We start from the raw sequence: 18,775 nt of genomic DNA on the forward strand, positions 1-18,775 counted from the left end.
TCTTTTTTTGGATTGTTTACCATTCCCATAGTCCATTCTCGAAGTCGAGTAGCTTGTGCTCAAACTCCAGAGAGTTGAGATAGGCCTGCAATTCCGGATTTGGATGGTTTGGATTGACCATATCCGCAATGTAAGCATTGTCTGGATTCGTATATCTCCTTACCACCGACCTGAACAGCCTTTGATCAAATACCTGATCGTAGGTTAGGTTCTTGGCGGAGTTTTGGAATATCAACCACCTTGCCTCAGGATGTTCCTGGAAGTGGTTGTAGAAATCCTTGAACCGGATAAAGCCGATGGTTTTCTGACCAGCATTGGCATTTGTCTGTGAAGGCATCACCAATTCGATGTGTTTGACATCAAATTTGATTTGGGAATGATGCTTATCGAAAACAAAATGCTCCATGAAATCCAGGTAGTACAGCTGTTTGACGAAAATACTGTCACCATTGGCCGCGATCCAAAAGTTCTCCTGGAACTCAGAAATGGATAGCGGACGGGTAAATTCTTCATCAGCAAATACTTCCAAAGCATTGTCTTCCACAATTGCCTTGTATATTTGATTGATGATCCCGTCATTTTTCGTATCACCGGAACCGTACAAAGGTTGGTTGTACTTTTCCCTCAGATCGATCCTTCTCCACACAGAGATTTGGTACATTTTGTCGTCCTCGCGGATCGGATGGGCTGAAAAAACAGTGTCCATCTTGAATTGCCTATCACCAGATCTCGAAGGAGTGACGCTGGTAGCACCTTGGCCCATCACATCCATGCCAAGAATTAGCAAGGAAAACAGACCGATGATTTTAGGATAAATTTTCATATTCCTGAATTTTTGGCCGGAATCAACCGACCTGTGATTACTTGATTGCTAGCCTGTAAATCTCTGGGGTTGGAAGCGTAGTCTTAATTTTGTTTCCACGGAAATTGGTCCTAGTAACCTCCGTAACCCTCACTACCAAACCGTCTCCACTCTTTGCAGAAGCCAGAAGGTTACGAATTGCGACACTCTCCCCAGAAATACCGACCTTTTCGCGCGGCACCTCATTTCTCAAAAGAATAACTTCTCCGCCTGTTACTTCAAATTTAGCATCTTTTGCCATGGTTCTGCCGAAGTTTACTTCTGGTATTGCCTTGACCAACAGCGTAGAAGGTCCAGGAGCCGGATAAGCAACACTCAAGTCTATTGGGCCACGGCCATCAAACAAGCGGATACTCGGATTTGGTACCGGCTTGATATCGTAGTCAACATTACCAATTTTATTGCCGCCACTGCTGACGCCGATGGTTACTTTTCCTGAGGCGCCCGGGATTACCGTTACTTGACCCGGCTTGCTTCCTTGGATAAAGGTACCATTGCTGATTGTAAAGGCTGGTGCGTAGGCATTACCCAAAGCTGGTACATCAATCATCAGGTCATTGGCGCAGTCCGCATAAAGCTGGTTTACCACCTCAGAAGTAACCTTGATGACAGGCTGGGCAATGTAATAATCGTAATCAACAGTTAATACCGTATCTACACCCCCGATGTTTGTTGCAATCTCACCTCTAATCACCGATTTGGCCAAACCGCGGTCATCATATTGGCTAGCTGGTGGTACAGTGAATTCAATTTTTCCAAACCCTTCTTCAACTGGAATCTCTCTTCCGTTGTAGCGCATTACAGGACTCGCAGAAGAGGAGGAAGAAGCGATGAACATATCGGCCTGGAACTTGGTACCTGCTGCCACCACATTGGATTGCGCAGCAATTTTTGCTTTTGTGATGTCTGCCTTGAAATAAAACGACCCGATAGAGCCATAAATTGCATTCAAGGATTCCGCTTCAATATTCAATACCTCATTTTGGTATTGGGAGATCAAAGCCATTACTGCACCTACTGGAGACTTCACAAAGTTCAGGAACACGAAATTCTTGTTTCTGACATCAGGGTCGTTTTTGAAGATGTCGATATCCTTGGCGTCTTTCGCGATGTCATTAAAAGACATTTCGATATTCAACCCTTTAAGAATTTCAGATATCTCCTTTGGATACGTATTCAACTTCTCCTGCATCTCGAAACCCTTGCGGTTGTTGTTGAAAATGTTGCCGGCAATGTCCACGTTTTTCAAAGCGGAGTTTTTGAATTGACCTTGATCATTTTTCGCATCGGACACTGTCAACAATTCTGTTTTCAGATCTTCCAGATACTTATAGACCTCTGAAGTCTTTTCCCTGACTTTTCTTGCCGCTTCTACCTTGGGCACGTCTCTTACGTTGTTGCCCTGCTGTTCTACTGCGCCTGCGATGGATGCTACGGTGGACTCGTTCTTCGCAATAAAGTTTTTCGAAGTCCTTTCCATTCCATCATTCAAAAGCACAAACTTCTGGAGAATCTGGTTACTTACCTGCAATGCCAGCAACGCTGTCAATACAAGGTACATCATCCCGATCATCCGCTGTCTAGGTGTCTCTTTACCTCCTGCCATAATTTCTAAATACGTTTGATGAATTATGAATCAGGCTTAGCCTTTCATGGCTGTCAACATGCCACCATAGATTTTGTTGAGTGAGCTCACGTTGGAATTCAATTTGGCCAACTCGCTCTTAAACTGTTCTGTTTCTTTTCCAGCTTCTGTCAAGCCTTCCATTGCAGTGGCCACGTTGGCATAAAACTTATTCAAAGTCTTGAGGTGTGTTTGGGCATCCAAAAGCTCCATTTCGTACACATTGTTCAATGCAGAAAGGTTTTTGGTCACAGTGACCACTTGATTGTGATATTCTTTCGCATCCTGAGAAGCGGATGAAAGTTCTGTCAATGCCATTGCTGTCTTTCCGTAAGACTGATTGATATCAACCAAGGTTTTGGAAGCCGTCTTTACGTTTGTAGCATATTCATTTGTAGCTACTGCTGCGTCTGCAATAGTGCCCATTTTTTCAGCTGAGCTAGCTAAGTTTTGGATTCCTTTTCCAAGGCTGTCGATCAGTTCCGGACCAACTTTGGCGTTGGCGAGCATTTCGTCAAACTTAGCCGCGAGTGGATCTTTTGCTGCAGCTTTGGATGCCTTTGGTTGGGCGGGCTCTTCACCAGCCAACTCTGGATAGACTTTTGTCCAATCTACCTCTTCGTGCCTTGGTTCAAAGGCAGAAAGGAAGAAAATCAAAGCTTCTGTAGTGAGACCGACACCGATCATCAAGCTGGCGAAAGGCCAGTCAAGGATTTTGAACATTGCGCCGAGGATTACAACTGCTGCACCGATACCGTAGATTTTTGGCATGATGACGGTGTAGAATTGATGTTTGAAGGAGTGTTTGTTGTTTGCCATAATTGTGTAAAAGTAAAAGGTGATAGAGTGATTAAGGTATCGTTAGAGTTTATCTTTTTCTTCTTCTGTTGTTGCTTACATCCATGGAACCTGATCTGCCCAAATAGGTCATGGCAGTGCGGAAACCGATATGAGCCGTTTTTACGTCTTGGAATTCATAAGTTCTGGTACTGGTTTCCAAATAGTGTGCAATGTCTTTCCAAGAACCGCCGCGAACGACTTTCCTTTTCTCGTTGGCATTGTCATACCTAGGATCCAAATCCCAAGTCAAGGCGCCTGCAACAGGGCTGTAGGCATCGAGTACCCACTCGCCGACGTTTCCTGACATGTTGTACAAACCAAAACCATTTGGAGCAAATACATCCACAGGTGCTGTGTAAGCAAACCCATCGTCGATGTAGTTGCCTCTTCCAGGCTTAAAGTTTGCCATCAAGCATCCCCGCTTGTTTTTCAGGTACGGACCACCCCAAGGATACTTGGCAACTTCTTTTCCGCCTTTGGCTGCATATTCCCATTCAGCCTCTGAAGGTAGGCGGAACGCAGGATAGTCAAATTCGTACTTGTCGTTTGCGTTGAGGTGATAGGTTCTCCACTGGCAGTACATTTGTGCCTGCTCCCAGCTTACGCCTACTACCGGATAGTTGTCAAATGCCGGATGGTCAAAATAGAACTCCATCAACGGATCGCCATAGTGGTAGGTGAAACTCGTGTTCCATACAGTAGTATCAGGCAACACGGTGTTGAGGTCGAAGGTCGGAGCGTCCTTCAAAGTCGTTGGAGTAGCATATGCATACTCACCGGCACGAACTGCCTCTACAAATTGCCTGTACTTGTTGTTGGATACTTCATACTTATCCATGTAAAACTCGGAGATGGTCAATTGCTTGTTCAAAGACGACTGCGAAAACGCAATGTCCTCGTCGGCTTGGCCCATCCAAAAAGTCCCTGCCTTGATAGGCACCATGTCCATAGGGAGGAGTTGTTGCCACACAACTCGCTTCGGTACGCCCGTGACTTCACCTCTTCGGTTAGCTTTTTCACTGGCAGATCCTTTCTTGCCCAAAAGTCCGCAACTTGGTAGTAACCCTACCACCAAAAGTGCCGAAATTATGCTCAAAACGCGTGAATTCATTTTTTTAGACATAAATTACATTAAACCATTTACCAAATTTTAACCACTTTTTCGAGTAGCTACAAGAGCGAAAATTAAAGTAAAATCTTAGAAATACACAAATCAGATGAGCAAATTTCCAAGATTTTTTTTTTTAGAACCGGAACCTAGGAGTCCTTTGTATCGTACGTTGAAAATCCCTGGTCACATCGGGAAGCACATAGGATAACATGAACTCGTGGCTGGTCGGGGCCTTTGCGGGCTGTCCGCTGACAACCAAGTCAAAGGCATATCCCAAACGGAGGGAGTTGTCTCGAAGGATACTATAACCTAGCAACATTGATACCGATTCCTCTCCCCTGAATGCTACACCTGCGCTTACTTTCTGGTTGTACGTGGCAATAACGCTCAAATCATAGGAAAAATTATTGAAGGAGACAGATTTCACAAGGACACTCGGTTCGAAGGTCCATTGTGCAAAGGTCTTGATGCGATACCCTGCCAATAGATAGGAGTGGTTCATAAGTTGATTGTCAACTTCACCGCCCGCGAAATCAAACACTGGCTGGTTGATGTGTCGGCTACTCAGGGCGAAGTAGTATTTTATCTTATCAAAGAAAATACCCCCACCATAATTGAAATTCATTTGGGTTTCGCTGCCAGTCTGTGGAATGTTTGGATCTGGATTGATCACTATCAATTCATCGAATCTCAATGTGCTCGAAAACATTCCGCCCGACGCGCCGATGCTGATTTGCCCTCGACGCAATCTCTTGTGGTAGGCCACAGACACGTTGAGTTCTTGGTTTGTTGACGGACCGATATTGTCGTTGACAAAATTGATCCCAAGGCCCAGCTTGGTATCATTGATCCTTGCCGAACCGGTAAGGAGTTGTGTAATAGGCGCCGGACCATTTGTCCCTGCATAATTCAACCATTGGGTTCTGTGCAGCGCTGAAAACCGATAGCCCCCATCCTTTCCGGCAAATGCAGGGTTATAATAGAGGCCGTTGTACATGTATTGGGTAAACTGTGCGTCCTGTTGCCCATGTGCGAGAACCGCCAAAAAATTTGTTGCCAAAAGCAACCAAAAACCGGTGGACAAAAAACTGTGGATTTTACTCATGAATGAATAATTCTCTACGTGAAAACTCTATTCTACACATTTAAACTCATTTTCACCAGAAAAGATTAAAAACTTCACAAATTATTGGCCTTTTTGATATACAATTCCAATGCACCGGTCATACTTGGCGCATTCGGCATGGGTGCCTCGATATCCAATATCAATCCTTGGGCGCGCACTTCGTTGGCAGTAGTAGGGCCGAAGGCGGCGATCCTGGTGTTGTTTTGTTTGAAATCAGGGAAGTTTTGCTTCAAGGATTTGATACCCGAAGGAGAGAAGAACGCCAAAATATCATATTTGATATCCCTCAAATCCGACAAATCAGCCGCCACGGTATGGTAAATGATCGCTTCTGTGTAGGCGATATTATTTTTTGCCATATATTCCGGAATCTCGTCCTTCCTGATGTCGGAACATGGGAACAGGTATTTCTCGGATTTGTGCTTTTTGAAATAATCAAACAAATCCGCAGCAGTCTTTAGTCCAACATACAGCTTGCGCTTGCGGATGACTATATACTTCTGAAGATAATGTGCAGTCTGATCCGAAATACAGAAGTACTTCATCTCAGGCGGCATCTCTACTTTCAGTTCCTTGCAGATCGTGAAAAAATGATCTATCGCGTTTCTACTTGTGAAAATGATCGCTGTATGCTTGAGTATATCGATCTTCTGTTTTCGGAAATCCTTCACGGAAACCGGCTCGACCTGTATAAATGGCCTAAAATCTATCTTGAGGTTGTACTTTTCCGCAAGTTGAAAATAAGGTGACTTCTCGTCGGTTGGCTTCGGCTGTGACACCAAAATACTCCTGACCGGATTCAATCTGTCTTTGGTAGATTTAGTCATAATGTACTAAGCCTTTAACACGTTTGCATCGAATCAGCCGATGACAATCTTGGAAATTGCCAAAAGAGGCACCAATTCGGTGGTGCAAATGTAAACAAATAAATGGTAATTTTTAAAGGGCACCCTATTGCTCATGATCCAATACAGGAGAAAAACACCAACCAAATAAATCCAAAAAAAGGCATATAGCGAATATTGTACGGTAATTTCTAAATCGATGAAATTATTTAAATGTATCACTGCGACAACAAAAGCGATAACGAATATTGTTATGGAAATAATGCGAAGCAAATAAAAGAAATGGGGAACAACTATTTTCTTGAGTTCAAACAGGAACCCGAATGCCTGCAGAAATGAAAACTTAAGTACACCCAACCCGGTCATGACAAGCGACCCGAGCAGCCAATACAGGAACAACTGGTTCAGATCGCCTCTTACCATAAAAAGCAAACTTTCCCTATCAGTGACATCGACAAGCAGCATAAGCAACAGAAAGGCGGCCATATTGATGATCAACAAAAAGAATATGACATCCAAGGAGAAGAACTTTTGTAATCCGGTACTTTCAGAAAAGTCCTCCGCAGACACCACCGAAGTGGGGGTGATAATCATACCCAACACGAATGGATAAATCAATTTGTAAATGGCCACGAGGAGCAACACACTCACCAGGGCAACGAAAAAGAAATCGGGAAACGCAGACTTTATCCTAGGCTCAGGCTGTAGAGGATCTACCTTTCGGGGCATGATCAATACCGGTGCCGCCGCCTGTTCTTCATTTGAGAAATACCCCTTTTGCAGAATAACCGCTCCAGGGTTGATTTCGGGGCTAATGATTGTGAGCTTATTTTCAGAGGCCAACTTTTCGCCCACAAATTCAGAAACCAACGTCACCGGCAGGACGATCGTCGTGTCACTTTTTGCCATGATCCAGAGTCGATCCTCCCAAAATACAACCGCGCCCTCTGGCAGCCCGACCTTCAGATCGGATTTTGGAAAAGATCGGAGGTCAACCATGACTTCGATTTGATCATAGGCACCTATCCGAGTGGCAGAATAGTTCTCCAAAATCTTAGGCCCATAATTTTCCAGGACCTGCGAAAAGGCTCCGCCGCATCCGATCATCAGCACCCATAAAACAGCCACTATTCTTTGCGCCATTGCCATGAATCAAAACCGACCAGTATATCCGAAATGAATTTTTGAAAGATTGAATGCAAACTCCTGTGTATTTGACCTACCCAAACCATACACAAAATTGAAAACGCCATTGCCGGTCTCCAGACTCAAACCCATCCCGGCAGAAAAGGTGTTGTCCCTGGGAAGTGACAAGACCGCGTTCTCCATACTTCCAAGGTCGGCAAAAATCATAAAATATGAATAGGTATCAAAATAAAAACGCGGTTCTACATTGAGGAAAAGGTATTGATTCGCAAAAAAGAAGTTTTCATTGAAACCCCTGATCGTACGAAGGCCTCCAAGGCGAAATAGGTCGTTGAGGAATAGATTCTCGTTATCTACCACCCCACCCGATAGCCTTGTCCAAATACCCCATTGCGGCCTGAGATAAAAATGTTTCTCAATCATGGCGGTCAAATAATACTGAAGGGTCTTCATTTCGATGTCGGCATACAACTCAGAAGGAATTGCGGTGTTCTGAAGGATATTCTTGTTGCCAATCGAGAACTCCAAGGCCGCTGCCATTCCCCTTCTGGGGAAAAAGACGTCATCCAGCAAGACATGCTTGTAGTTGAATCCATAATTGTTGAACCTGAAATCGCCCGAATTGGGTAATTCCGTCAAGTTTTCCAGTCCATTTACAGCCAACAAATCCCCTGCCTGTCTTCGTGTGAAAAACTTGAGGTACCCATCCCGCAGAATTCGGGATCCAAATACCAATCTAAAATCCCTATTCAGAAAAGTGGTGTCTTCCTTCAAGAGTGAAAAACTCAAGCCCATGTCTATCGGCGTTCCCAATAACAATGGTTCCCACCCGGAGACAAGCAAGGATTGGGACTGCTGGTTGAATCGCTGCCAATGGAGCTCATAATTTCTGCCCCTGCCTCCGACGTTGTAAAGGGCGATATCGACCTGCCCCGTGATGAGCAGTTTGTTTCCATCCAATTCGTTGGGCAAGAAACCTATGATACCGTCTAGAGAGTTGATCTTTCTGTCTGCAAGGGGGAGGTAAAGTGTGGCTTGTTCATTTTGAAAGCTGAGCTCCGGCGTGTCTTCCCAGCGCAAATAAGGCAGCGTTTTGATTTGGGAGATCCCTTCCGTGACTTTCTTTTGAGAAAAGGGTTCCCCATACCTGATTTGCAGGAAATTGGAAAGGAACTTCGGTTTGATGCGTGAATCCCCGGTGACTTTGATCGAATCAAAACTAATAAAGGGGCCTTCATCCAGATTCAGGCTTGCGGCAAAATCATTCCCCGACCTTTGGAGACTATCGAGGCGCAGTGCTGCAAACGGATATCCACGGTTTTCAGACTCCGAAATGATGGACTCCATCATTCGCGCGACCTGTCGGTAATCCAGCGGCTTGTTGAAAAACCTCCTCAAATCCACTCCGGCTTTTACAAGGAGGACTGGATCCACGTTTCCGATACTCAGCCCAAGCCAAGAAAACCGATCGCCCGAATCCACCCTAAGCCAAAGGGAATCCGCCGAACTCCGGACCACATTTTCCCGGGGGACCAAAAAGCCCGCCTGATGCAATTCTTGGTATTTGCTTTTTACAAAATCCCTCAAAACCAATGAATCCCTAAAAAAATACTCCTCTTTTGCCTGTATCGCCCCGGTCACTTCCCAACGCAGCCATTTTTGGTTTTGGGCGTAAGCCGAATGGATACAAGCAACAATCAGGCAGCAGCGCAGAAGGAAATCTCTTTTCAAAATGGAGGAAGGGTTTACCTATCTTTGGGGCTAAAAGTAAACAAATTGTCCGGCATCTACATCCATATTCCCTTTTGCAAGCGCGCCTGTCACTACTGTGACTTCCACTTTAGCACCAACTCGAGCCAAATGGAAGCGATGGTTTCGGCGATCTGCAAGGAACTGGAGTTGAGGAAGGATTTTCTTGGATCAGACCAAATCATCAAAACGGTCTACTTTGGCGGGGGGACACCCTCTCTGGTTCCAACTGATTTGTTGAAAAAGATCATGGAGCAAATCAGCGCCTACTATGAGACTGACTTGGAAGAAGTGACTTTGGAAGCCAATCCGGACGACCTTTCCGATAAAAATCTGGAACAATGGAAGGCTCTCGGAATAGATCGGCTGAGCATCGGTATCCAAACGTTTGATGAAAATGTGCTCCGATTTTATAACCGTGCGCATACCGGAGAGGAATCTCTGCTAGCTATTCAGCGTGCCAAGGCAGCCGGCTTTGGCAAATTGTCGATCGATCTGATCTATGGCTTTCCCGCCATGGACCATGGGATATTTCTTGCCGACCTTGACATTGCATTGGAACAAGACCCCGGACATATAAGTAGCTATTGTCTGACCGTAGAGCCAAAAACTGTGCTGGGCAATTGGGAAATGAAAGGGAAATTCCAATCCGCGACCGAGGATTTTGCTGCCGAGCAGTTCGAAATCCTCATGGATAGACTGGAAGGCGCGGGCTATATCCAATACGAAATCTCCAATTTTGGTAAGCCCGGAAATTTCGCGCTTCACAATACCAACTATTGGAAATCTGTCCCCTACCTCGGTATCGGCCCAAGTGCGCATTCTTATGACGGAAAAAACCGAGGTGCTAATATTGCCAACAACGCCCGGTACATCAAAGGGATGGAAAATGGACTTTCTCCCTACAACGTAGAGACTTTGGCTGGTGCAGATAGGGTCAATGAATATATATTGACATCGCTTCGGACGATTTGGGGCTTGGACATTGACCGCGTATCGGCGCTTTCAGGTGTAGATTTTGTTGCCGGGAAGGTAAAACTTCTCGAAAAACTCTATTCGGAAAAATTGGTGCTCTTGAAAGACAATTACCTATTTCTGACCAGAAAAGGAAAGTTTTTGGCAGACAGTATCGCTGCGTCACTGTTCATCGAATAATTTGAGGTAATTTTGAGTCATGGAAAATCGTGAAAGCGGTAGAAGAAAAGAGGCAGCTCCCCTACAAGAGGCCTTCGAGGAATTGCTGAAAGCCTATCGCCTGAAGGACAGGTTTGACGAACGGCTGCTGATACAGGCTTGGCCCGAATTGATGGGCCAAACCGTGGCGAAGCGGACTTCGGGGATTTTTATCAAAGACAAAAAGCTGTTTGTAAAAATCAGCTCGGGGCCTGTCAAGAACGAACTCAATATGAACCGCTCCAAGGTGATGGCCCTGATCGAGAGCAAATTCGGGAAAGGTGTGATAGAGGATTTTGTGGTCCTTTGATCAATCCTGTTGTGCAAAGACCTTTTTCATCAAGTCAGTGGTCCTGCCCAAAGGATTCTCGCGAATATTTTTCTCCTCCTCAGCAATCAGCACAAACAAACCGTCAATCGCTTTCTGGGTCACATAGGCATTGAGGTCAGGATCGATTTTTTGCCTCGTCAGGGGAATTTTGTTATAGGTACTGGCCAAATCTCCATAGTATTTCGTCGCTCCCACTTCATCCAAAGAAGCTTGGATTTTGGGTTTGAAGAGTTCTACCAGTTGGGCATTGGTTGTCCTTTTTAAAAAGTCTGTGGCAGCTGTAGGTTCTCCTTTCAATATTGCTAAGGCATCCTGGATATTCATTTGCTTGATTGCATTCACAAAAATCGGCTTTGCCTCCACGGCTGCACGCTCCGCGCCTCGGTTAATCGCTAACAAGGCACGGTCCACTTCCCCGCCCAAGCCCATTTGCCGCAGCGTCTTTTCGACTTTTTGGGCATCCTCGGGGAGCAATATTTTGATTAGGTCATTTTTGAAATACCCGTCTGTCTTGGAGGCCAAGTCGGTCCCCTTGACGATTCCCTGCTCGAGCGCTTCTTTGAGACCTGCGGCAACTTCATCTTGGGAAAGGGACATCTGACCTGAAGTGACATCTTTGAGCAGCTTGTTGATTTGGGCGGAAGCACAGCTGGAAGCAAAGAAAAACAAGGCCAGCAGTATAATTTTGGGTGATTGCATATAGTTTTTTAATATCAATTTGGATACATCGCGTTTAACGTGGTCGCAATAATTAAGTTAGTTTAATTATTATTGTGTCTCCAACCTACGATGTTCAACCTTCCTCGACTAAATATCGGAAAAGTTAGTTTGTTGCTGGCCATTCTGACATGGCTGTCGCTGCTGTTTGTGGACATCACGAGGATTTTCCAGTTTGTAAACGGCATGGCGCCATCCATGTCTCCCGAGATTTCCTACACATTGGAGATCCTGTTTTTTATCCTTGTCTACGTTTTTTACAACGATTCCTTACAGAAAAACGAGAATACGGATTTCCTGAACATGATTTGGCGTGGCGCATCCACGGGACTGTTGGCCTTGATAGTTGCATTTGGGGTCAATATGTTTTACAAAATGCTCGGAGAAACCAGGCTGGCCCAAGATCCCTTACTTTCCAACTTTTTCTACCACGTGATTTTTGCTTTGGTTTCAATCTTTCTGATTTCGAATGCCCTGCTGTGGCGTCACTTGATCCTCTATCAGAAAACCAAGAAAGTCGTCCAACAGTGGCAGGCCTTTGAAGTGCTGCTGTTGGTCAGCATGTTTTTTGTGTACATCAATGGCAACGTCATGGATTACAGCTTCCTTTTCGGGCTGGTATTCTTGGGCATTTTCTCGGCAACGCTTTCCATCAATCTGAAGTGGATACCTTACCTGACTTTCAAGGAAAAGTGGAAATCGATCCTCTTCCTTTCCATCATCATAGCGAGTACGAGTTACCTACTTTTGGAACTTTTGTCCTATAGTGATTCGGATATAGCATTTGTCAACCTTACGGACAGTCTATTTTTGATGGGGCTTTCCACCTTTGTGTTCCTCTACGCACTTTCGAGCTTCCTTGTCACCTTGTTCAATTTGCCGACTTCCTCGGTCTTTGAGCAGAAGCTCGTCGAAGCGATCAATTTCCAGCGTCTCAGTCAATCAATCAAGCCAGGCCAGGACGAAAATCAAGTCTTGGATATTTTGGTGGATTCCAGCATGAGTGCTTCTTACGCGGATGCCGGCTGGCTGGAAATGGTCGAGTCGGGAAATGAAAAACAAATCCTGCACGAGCGCTTCATTGATGCACAAATCAGGACGGAAATCACCGAACTCATCGAGCGTACAAAGCCATTCTCGGATTTTTCATGGTCGGATTCCGATAACCTTTCGAAAAAATACCTGGGTAAACTCCGACATCCGATCTACCAGTCAGCATTCATCGTCCCATTGGTGGTCAACCAGCAAACGATCGGCAGGCTCATTCTTGCCAAAGAAGTCAAGGACGGTTTCAACAAAGAAATGGTGAACATCATCACCACCTTCGTGGGGCAGGCGTGTATTTCCGTCGAAAACTATCGTTTGCTCAGCGACGCCATCCGCACGGAGCGGTATAAGGAAGAATTGAAGATCGCCCAAAGGGTACAGCGAAGCCTTTTGCCGCGGGTTTTGCACCACGACGAAACTTTTGATATCTGCGGCTTTTCTCAGGCAGCGGACGAAGTCGGCGGAGACTATTACGAAACCAAGGAATTGGACAAAGGCCAGTATGCCATCATCATCGGTGATGTATCTGGCAAGGGTACTTCAGCGGCATTCAATATGTCACAGATGAAGGGTATTTTCCACAGCTTGGTACAGACAAACCCCAATCCGACTGAATTCATCGAAAAGGCCAACGTCGCTTTGGGCAGATGTCTTGAAAAAAACCATTTCATCACGACTACGTACTGCCACCTTGATACCAACAGGAAGGAAATCCGGTATTGCCGTGCAGGCCACTGCCCAACGCTATATTACAATGCCAAATCGGAAAACGCGGAATACCTGAGTTCTGATGGCCTCGGCTTGGGCATCTTGCGCAACAGTCAATATGGGCGCTATATCCACGAGTCATCTATCGGGTATGGACCGGGTGACATCTTTCTGATGTACACAGATGGTATCATCGAAGCAAAAAACAAAATGGGGGTGGAATTCGGTTATGAGAGACTGAAATCAGTCCTGAAGGATTCGCATCGACTTGCGGCCGCGGAAATCCAACAATACATCATCAGCCAAGTATTTGATTTTGTCGGGGAGACGGGAATCCCAGACGACGACTTCACGATGATGGTCATCAAGTTTCATTCATAACCAATAACCTGAAAAAGCGTATTTTAAACACATGCTTACAATCGAAAAAACACACGAAAGTCCCAATTGGATCCTGAAGCTGACTGGTGAAATCGACGCCAGTAACTCAGTGAATGTGGATTCAGCCATACAGGAACTACTTAAAAGTGGAGCCGAAAACCTGTTGGTAGATTGTACAGATCTGGAATACATTTCCTCGGCGGGCCTGGGGGTATTCATGTCCTATTTGGAGGAATTTCAGGAAAAAAATATCGGAATGGTCATTTTTGGGCTGAAGGACAAAGTGTTCCAGGTGTTCCATATCCTTGGACTTGACCAATTGATCCGCATCAAACCCGATAAATCCGCTGCCTTGGCGTCCTGAAAAATGGAAAAGACGATGAAACTGTATTGTGATACCGGTCGGCTTGTGGAATTGAGGGATTTCTTGCAGGGAATCCTTTCAGACACCACCATGTCTGAGGTAGAACAGCATCAAGTCATCCTGGCGGTAGAAGAAGTAGCCGCCAACCTGATTATTCATTCCCACGACTGCAACCCCAAGGAATTCATCGAGATCAATGTGAGCCGCGATAAAAAACTCCTCAAGATTGAGATTATCGATTCAGGGGAAAAATTCAATATTCTCGAATACCAAGAACCCGACATCACTGAAGTCATAAAATCCAAACGCAAGGGTGGATTGGGTATTATACTGGTGAAAAGGATTATGGACAAAATTGAATTTGAGTCTTTCCAAAACAAAAATATATGCCGATTGTATAAAATTCTGAAATCCAAATAATTGTTAATAAGACCATCAAACTGCCGGCTTCGCCCCACATTTTTCAATTTAATTTGTAACATTGCAGTGATTTTCGGGAATTCATTTATGTTCAATCATTACCGTTTTCTTTCAATTCTATTGATAGCAGTCATTTCCTGTAGTCCGAAAACGACCATACAACCCGTGGGACCTCAGGAAGTAATCAAAAAGCCGCTGCTAACCGTAGGAGACGAGGAAATCCCCGGTGAGGAGTTTTTGTACATGCTCTCGAAAAACCGCCAATTCAAGACGGCGGAACAAAAAATCGACTCCGCAGACTTTTTTACCAACCTCGAACTTTTCATCAATTACAAGCTAAAGGTGCGAGAGGCAGTCAATCTTGGACTTGACAAAACGGAAGAGTTTTCACGGGAATTTGAGATGTTCAAGGATGACTTGACCCAGCCTTTTTTGATTAAGAATTCCCTTCAGGAAGGTGAGTTGATGAAAGCTTACAACCGAATGAAAGAAGTCATCAAAGCCAGCCATATTCTCTTACAGTTCCCACCCAATGCCTCCCAAGCCGATACTATCTCGGTGCTCCGCATGGCGCTGAAGCTCAAAGAAGAAGCAGAGGCGGGAGCTGACTTCAACCAATTGGCGGTAGAGCATTCTGACGACCCGTCTGCCAAGGATAACAGAGGCAGTTTGGGTTATTTCACTGCCTTACAGATGGTTTCCGCATTTGAAGATGCAGCCTACAATCTTCAGATCGGGCAGATCTCGGATCCGATTCTGACGGATTATGGATACCATATTATCAAACTCGAGGACCGCATGCCAAATCCGGGGGAGATCAAAGTTTCCCATATTTTGGTCCGCTCACAGGGTACCGATCCAGTTTCCGAGGAAAGAGCCCTGAGAAAAGTGAGTGAGATATACACCGAACTTCAGAAACCCGAAAGCTCTTGGGAGGAATTGTGTGCACTGTATTCCGAAGATCCGGGGACAAAGAATTCCGGTGGGTCATTGCCTTGGATCAGCTTGGGTACCGTGATTCCGGAATTTGAAAGGTCAGCGTTTTCCCTGCAAGAAGAAGGCGAAATATCCGCCCCGACCCGAACGCCGTTTGGCTATCATATCATCAGGCTGGAAGAGCGACGCCCTCTTTCCAGCTATGAGGAGATGGAGCCTATGATCAAATCCCGGGTTCTCCGTGACACCCGCTCCACCTTGATCCAATCCCAAGTCGTAGCGATACAAAAATCACGGTATGGTTTCCTCGAAAATGAGCCCAATGTCGAGGTTGTAAATCAGATTTTCAACGGCAATTCCCAAGCGGAGGCCAGAAAACTGATCGAAGAGCGTGGATTGGGTTCATCGGCACTGTTTGTGGTGAGTGGCGAAACAAAAACCGTGAAGGACTTTTTGGATTTCTTGGATGCAGAGCAACTTTCCGTAAAGGGCAGCCAAAAAAGTGGCTTCACCAATCTTTTTGATCGCTACGTATCGACAACTCTGCAAGATGCAGAAGTCAACGATCTCATGACCAACAATGAGGAATACAAGCTTCTCATTCAGGAATATCGCGACGGCATCTTGTTGTTTTCTTTGATGAATGAGCAAGTTTGGCAAAAAGCGATCGAGGATAGCCTCGGTCAGGTTAAGTTCTACAATGAGCATATCGACAGATATCAGTGGAGCGAGCGTATCCAAGCCCTGATAATCACTATGGGCAAAGCGGAGAGCATCCCGTCAGTTCGTCGGTTTTTGGCAGACAAGAAATACCTGCCAAACCTTTCATCCAGGTTGGAAAACACCTTTTTGATCAACAATCCACTTGCCTTCACTTACGAAGAGGGAGTTTACGAGTGGGCGCAGCATCCGATTTTGAAAAAATTGGATAACGGCAGAAACTTCCATGAACTGACGCAGGACGGGAAAACACATTTTGTTGTTTTCGGAGATAAGGTACCTCCGGGACCGAAAAAATTTGAGGAAACACGTGGAAAAGTCATCCAGGAGTACCAGGAATTCTTGGACAAATCCTTGGTGGACCGGCTAAGGGAAACCTACAGTGTCCAAATCAATGAGGAAGAAAAGAGGAAACTTTACCAGACTGCCGTTGGAAAATAGGATTTGGATTTTGGTTTCGGCGCTGCTCCTCAGCTCCTGTGATTTGTTCAAATTCAGGTCATTGGACAGCGAAGGAGAAGATCCACTTGTTGCTTCCGTAGGAGATCAGGTTCTCAGACAGTCCGACCTTTCGTTTATAAGCAGCCAAGGAGGGTCGAAGGAAGATAGTACAAATATTGCGGAGGGATATGTCCAATCTTGGATCAGAAAACAACTTATGATTCGGGAGGCAGAACAAAACCTGGAAATCGATGAGGCTGAACTCAACAGGAAACTTCTCGATTACAGGTATGCCCTGATGGTGTACGAATTCGAAAAAAAATACGTTGAGGAAAATCTGGACAGGGATATCAGCGAGGCGGAAATTGAAGGCTATTATCGGGAAAACCAACAAAATTTCAGCCTAAAGGAAATCATTGTCCGTACCAACTACCTGAAGATGGAAAAATCTTCCCCACAGATTAGGCAGGTAGAAAGGGCAATGGCAAGTGGACGGCTGGAGGAATTGAAAGATCTGGCGGGAAAATATGCAAGCAACTATTTCCTGGAAGATTCCACATGGGTAAGGCTGGATGAAATCCTGGGCGGAACGCCTCTTTCATCCCATCCCAACAAGGTAGAATTGGTGAGAAACAACCGCTCTATTTCTGCTGAGGATGAAGGTTTTCGCTACTACTTTAGGATTTTGGACTACAAATTGCAGGACCAAGTTCCGCCGTTGGAGTTCGTAAAGGATGAAATCTCGAAAATCCTGATCAACAAGAGGCGAATTTCCCTTGTCGAAGATTTACAAAAAGAAATTTACAACAGAGCCAAAGACAACAATGAGTTTACAGTTTATGAATAAACACAAGTTTGTGTGGATGAGCCTCTTCGGCATTATGGTATCTTTTGCGACGATGGCGCAAGAGACACCCACGACCCAAGAAGCGCCGAAGGCAAGCGGCCAAGTCCTCGACAAAATCGTGGCCAAGGTTAATAACTACATTCTCTTGGAATCTGAAGTCCAAAAAGCTTATATCGAAGCCATTGCAAGCTCGCGCCAAGGATTTGAAGCGCCGACACGATGCGATGTTTTCGAATCCCTTTTGATCAACAAGCTGATGGTGGCCAAAGCGGAAATTGACTCTGTGATCGTGTCCGATGTGGAAGTGACGTTCCAAGCGGACCAACGCTTTGCCATGGTGATGCAGCAGTTTGGCGGCGATGAAAATACTTTGGTCGAAGTATATGGAAAAACGGCAGAACAACTCAAAGCCGAAATCCATGACGTCATGAAGGAGCAGATGATCGCCCAAAGGATGCAGGCAAAAATCACCGAAGGATTGACCATTTCACCTGCGGATGTAAGAAAATTCTACAATTCAATACCAAAAGATTCACTTCCATTCTTCTCAGCCGAAGTGGTTGTGGGACAAATCGTCAAAAAGCCGGAAGTCAGCCGCCACGTCAAGGATTCTATTGCCAACCGATTGAAATCATTCAAACAATTGATCCTAGATGGAAAATCCGACTTTGCAGCGCTCGCCAAGCAATATTCACAAGATCCAGGTTCGGCTATTCAGGGTGGGGATTTGGGATTTTTCAGAAGGGGCGAATTGGCGCCAGAATACGAAGCGACAGCCTTGGGCCTGCAATTGGGAGAGATTTCCGATCCCGTGGAGACGATGTTTGGGATGCACATGATCCAATTGTTGGAGCGAAGGGGAAATACATTTAACACACGTCACATCCTCATCCGTCCGGAGGCTACAGAAGCCGATATCCGCGACGCGGAACGGTATCTGGACAGTCTGCGCAAAGAAATCCAAGCAGGACGCATCGACTTTGCAAAAGCAGCCAAAGACCACTCCGATGACCGCGCCACTTCCGACAATGGTGGATTTTTTACCGACCCCCAGACCAATTCAAACCGACTGACTTTGCGTACGCTTGAAGATCCCGTATTGTATTTTACCTTGGACAGTATGAAAGTCGGATCGATGACACCGCCCATCCGCTTCGAAGATGAGCGTGAAGGGACCAAAGTCAGGATCCTTTACTACAAAGAGCGCTTTCCCGCCCACCGCGCCAATATGGAAGATGACTATGAAAAGCTGAAGACAGCCGCGAGAAGGAGAAAAGAGGAAGGCATGCTGAGCAAGTGGTTTGTCACGGCGAAGGAAGACGTATTTATCGACGTCGATCCAGCCTATGACCGCTGCAACGTACTTGAAGGAAAGTAGCTTTAAGAA

The 18,775-nt window shown here is 45.5% G+C and carries 17 protein-coding genes; 8 read left to right on the plus strand and 9 right to left on the minus strand.

Annotated elements, in window-relative coordinates:
• Positions 1-16 precede the first annotated feature (16 nt).
• The 8 genes from porN to C943_RS04645 form a co-directional block, all read right to left on the minus strand.
• Entirely contained in the window at positions 17-823 is an 807-nt protein-coding gene (gene porN / locus C943_RS04610) for a type IX secretion system ring subunit PorN/GldN (RefSeq protein ID WP_008624750.1), read from the minus strand.
• Positions 824-860: 37 nt separating this feature from the next.
• On the minus strand, positions 861-2,468 hold the full coding sequence (gene porM / locus C943_RS04615; protein ID WP_008624751.1) for a type IX secretion system motor protein PorM/GldM: 1,608 nt from the start codon (positions 2,466-2,468) through the stop codon (positions 861-863).
• 36 nt (positions 2,469-2,504) lie between these two features.
• On the minus strand, positions 2,505-3,305 hold the full coding sequence (gene porL, locus C943_RS04620) for a type IX secretion system motor protein PorL/GldL (RefSeq protein WP_008624752.1): 801 nt from the start codon (positions 3,303-3,305) through the stop codon (positions 2,505-2,507).
• Positions 3,306-3,354: 49 nt separating this feature from the next.
• Positions 3,355-4,449 carry a T9SS ring complex lipoprotein PorK/GldK gene (gene porK / locus C943_RS04625; protein ID WP_040479019.1) on the minus strand — a complete coding sequence of 365 codons (1,095 nt, stop codon included), beginning with the start codon at positions 4,447-4,449 and terminating at the stop codon, positions 3,355-3,357.
• A 121-nt stretch (positions 4,450-4,570) separates the two neighbouring features.
• Entirely contained in the window at positions 4,571-5,542 is a 972-nt protein-coding gene (locus tag C943_RS04630; RefSeq protein WP_040479022.1) for a PorP/SprF family type IX secretion system membrane protein, read from the minus strand.
• A gap of 74 nt (positions 5,543-5,616) precedes the next feature.
• The gene (locus tag C943_RS04635) at positions 5,617-6,390 is read right to left on the minus strand and encodes a uroporphyrinogen-III synthase (RefSeq protein ID WP_040479025.1); all 774 of its coding nucleotides are present in this window, start codon (positions 6,388-6,390) and stop codon (positions 5,617-5,619) included.
• Between the two features lie 33 nt (positions 6,391-6,423).
• Positions 6,424-7,551 (minus strand): DUF4271 domain-containing protein, encoded by a 1,128-nt coding sequence (locus tag C943_RS04640; protein WP_157198431.1) that lies wholly within the window; start codon positions 7,549-7,551, stop codon positions 6,424-6,426.
• A 9-nt stretch (positions 7,552-7,560) separates the two neighbouring features.
• Positions 7,561-9,285, minus strand: coding sequence for a BamA/TamA family outer membrane protein (locus C943_RS04645; protein ID WP_008624761.1), 1,725 nt, complete (start codon positions 9,283-9,285; stop codon positions 7,561-7,563).
• A 45-nt stretch (positions 9,286-9,330) separates the two neighbouring features.
• Between C943_RS04645 and hemW the strand changes: the two genes are divergently transcribed.
• Together hemW and C943_RS04655 are read left to right on the plus strand one after the other, a co-directional pair.
• A complete protein-coding gene (hemW, locus tag C943_RS04650; protein WP_040479148.1) occupies positions 9,331-10,458 on the plus strand; it encodes a radical SAM family heme chaperone HemW in 1,128 nt (375 codons plus the stop codon).
• Positions 10,459-10,477: 19 nt separating this feature from the next.
• Positions 10,478-10,786, plus strand: a complete 309-nt coding sequence (locus C943_RS04655) for a DciA family protein (RefSeq protein ID WP_008624764.1) — start codon at positions 10,478-10,480, stop codon at positions 10,784-10,786.
• On the opposite strand, the gene C943_RS04660 is transcribed toward C943_RS04655, so the two are convergent.
• On the minus strand, positions 10,787-11,506 hold the full coding sequence (locus C943_RS04660; RefSeq protein ID WP_008624765.1) for a DUF4197 domain-containing protein: 720 nt from the start codon (positions 11,504-11,506) through the stop codon (positions 10,787-10,789).
• 90 nt (positions 11,507-11,596) lie between these two features.
• On the opposite strand from C943_RS04660, the gene C943_RS04665 reads away from it, so the two are divergent.
• The 6 genes from C943_RS04665 to C943_RS04690 all read left to right on the plus strand — a co-directional run bounded on the left by C943_RS04665 (position 11,597) and on the right by C943_RS04690 (position 18,766).
• Entirely contained in the window at positions 11,597-13,660 is a 2,064-nt protein-coding gene (locus C943_RS04665; RefSeq protein WP_040479031.1) for a PP2C family protein-serine/threonine phosphatase, read from the plus strand.
• A gap of 31 nt (positions 13,661-13,691) precedes the next feature.
• A complete protein-coding gene (locus C943_RS04670) occupies positions 13,692-14,024 on the plus strand; it encodes an STAS domain-containing protein (RefSeq protein WP_008624767.1) in 333 nt (110 codons plus the stop codon).
• Between the two features lie 3 nt (positions 14,025-14,027).
• A complete protein-coding gene (locus C943_RS04675; RefSeq protein WP_040479034.1) occupies positions 14,028-14,444 on the plus strand; it encodes an ATP-binding protein in 417 nt (138 codons plus the stop codon).
• Positions 14,445-14,609: 165 nt separating this feature from the next.
• On the plus strand, positions 14,610-16,541 hold the full coding sequence (locus C943_RS04680) for a peptidylprolyl isomerase (protein ID WP_008624769.1): 1,932 nt from the start codon (positions 14,610-14,612) through the stop codon (positions 16,539-16,541).
• Positions 16,495-17,388, plus strand: coding sequence for a peptidylprolyl isomerase (locus C943_RS04685; RefSeq protein ID WP_040479151.1), 894 nt, complete (start codon positions 16,495-16,497; stop codon positions 17,386-17,388). Before C943_RS04680 ends, C943_RS04685 begins: the two co-directional genes overlap by 47 nt.
• The gene (locus C943_RS04690) at positions 17,381-18,766 is read left to right on the plus strand and encodes a peptidylprolyl isomerase (RefSeq protein WP_040479042.1); all 1,386 of its coding nucleotides are present in this window, start codon (positions 17,381-17,383) and stop codon (positions 18,764-18,766) included. Before C943_RS04685 ends, C943_RS04690 begins: the two co-directional genes overlap by 8 nt.
• The last annotated feature ends 9 nt before the right edge of the window (positions 18,767-18,775 follow it).

Source organism: Mariniradius saccharolyticus AK6, from assembly GCF_000330725.2.
Classification (GTDB): domain Bacteria; phylum Bacteroidota; class Bacteroidia; order Cytophagales; family Cyclobacteriaceae; genus Mariniradius; species Mariniradius saccharolyticus.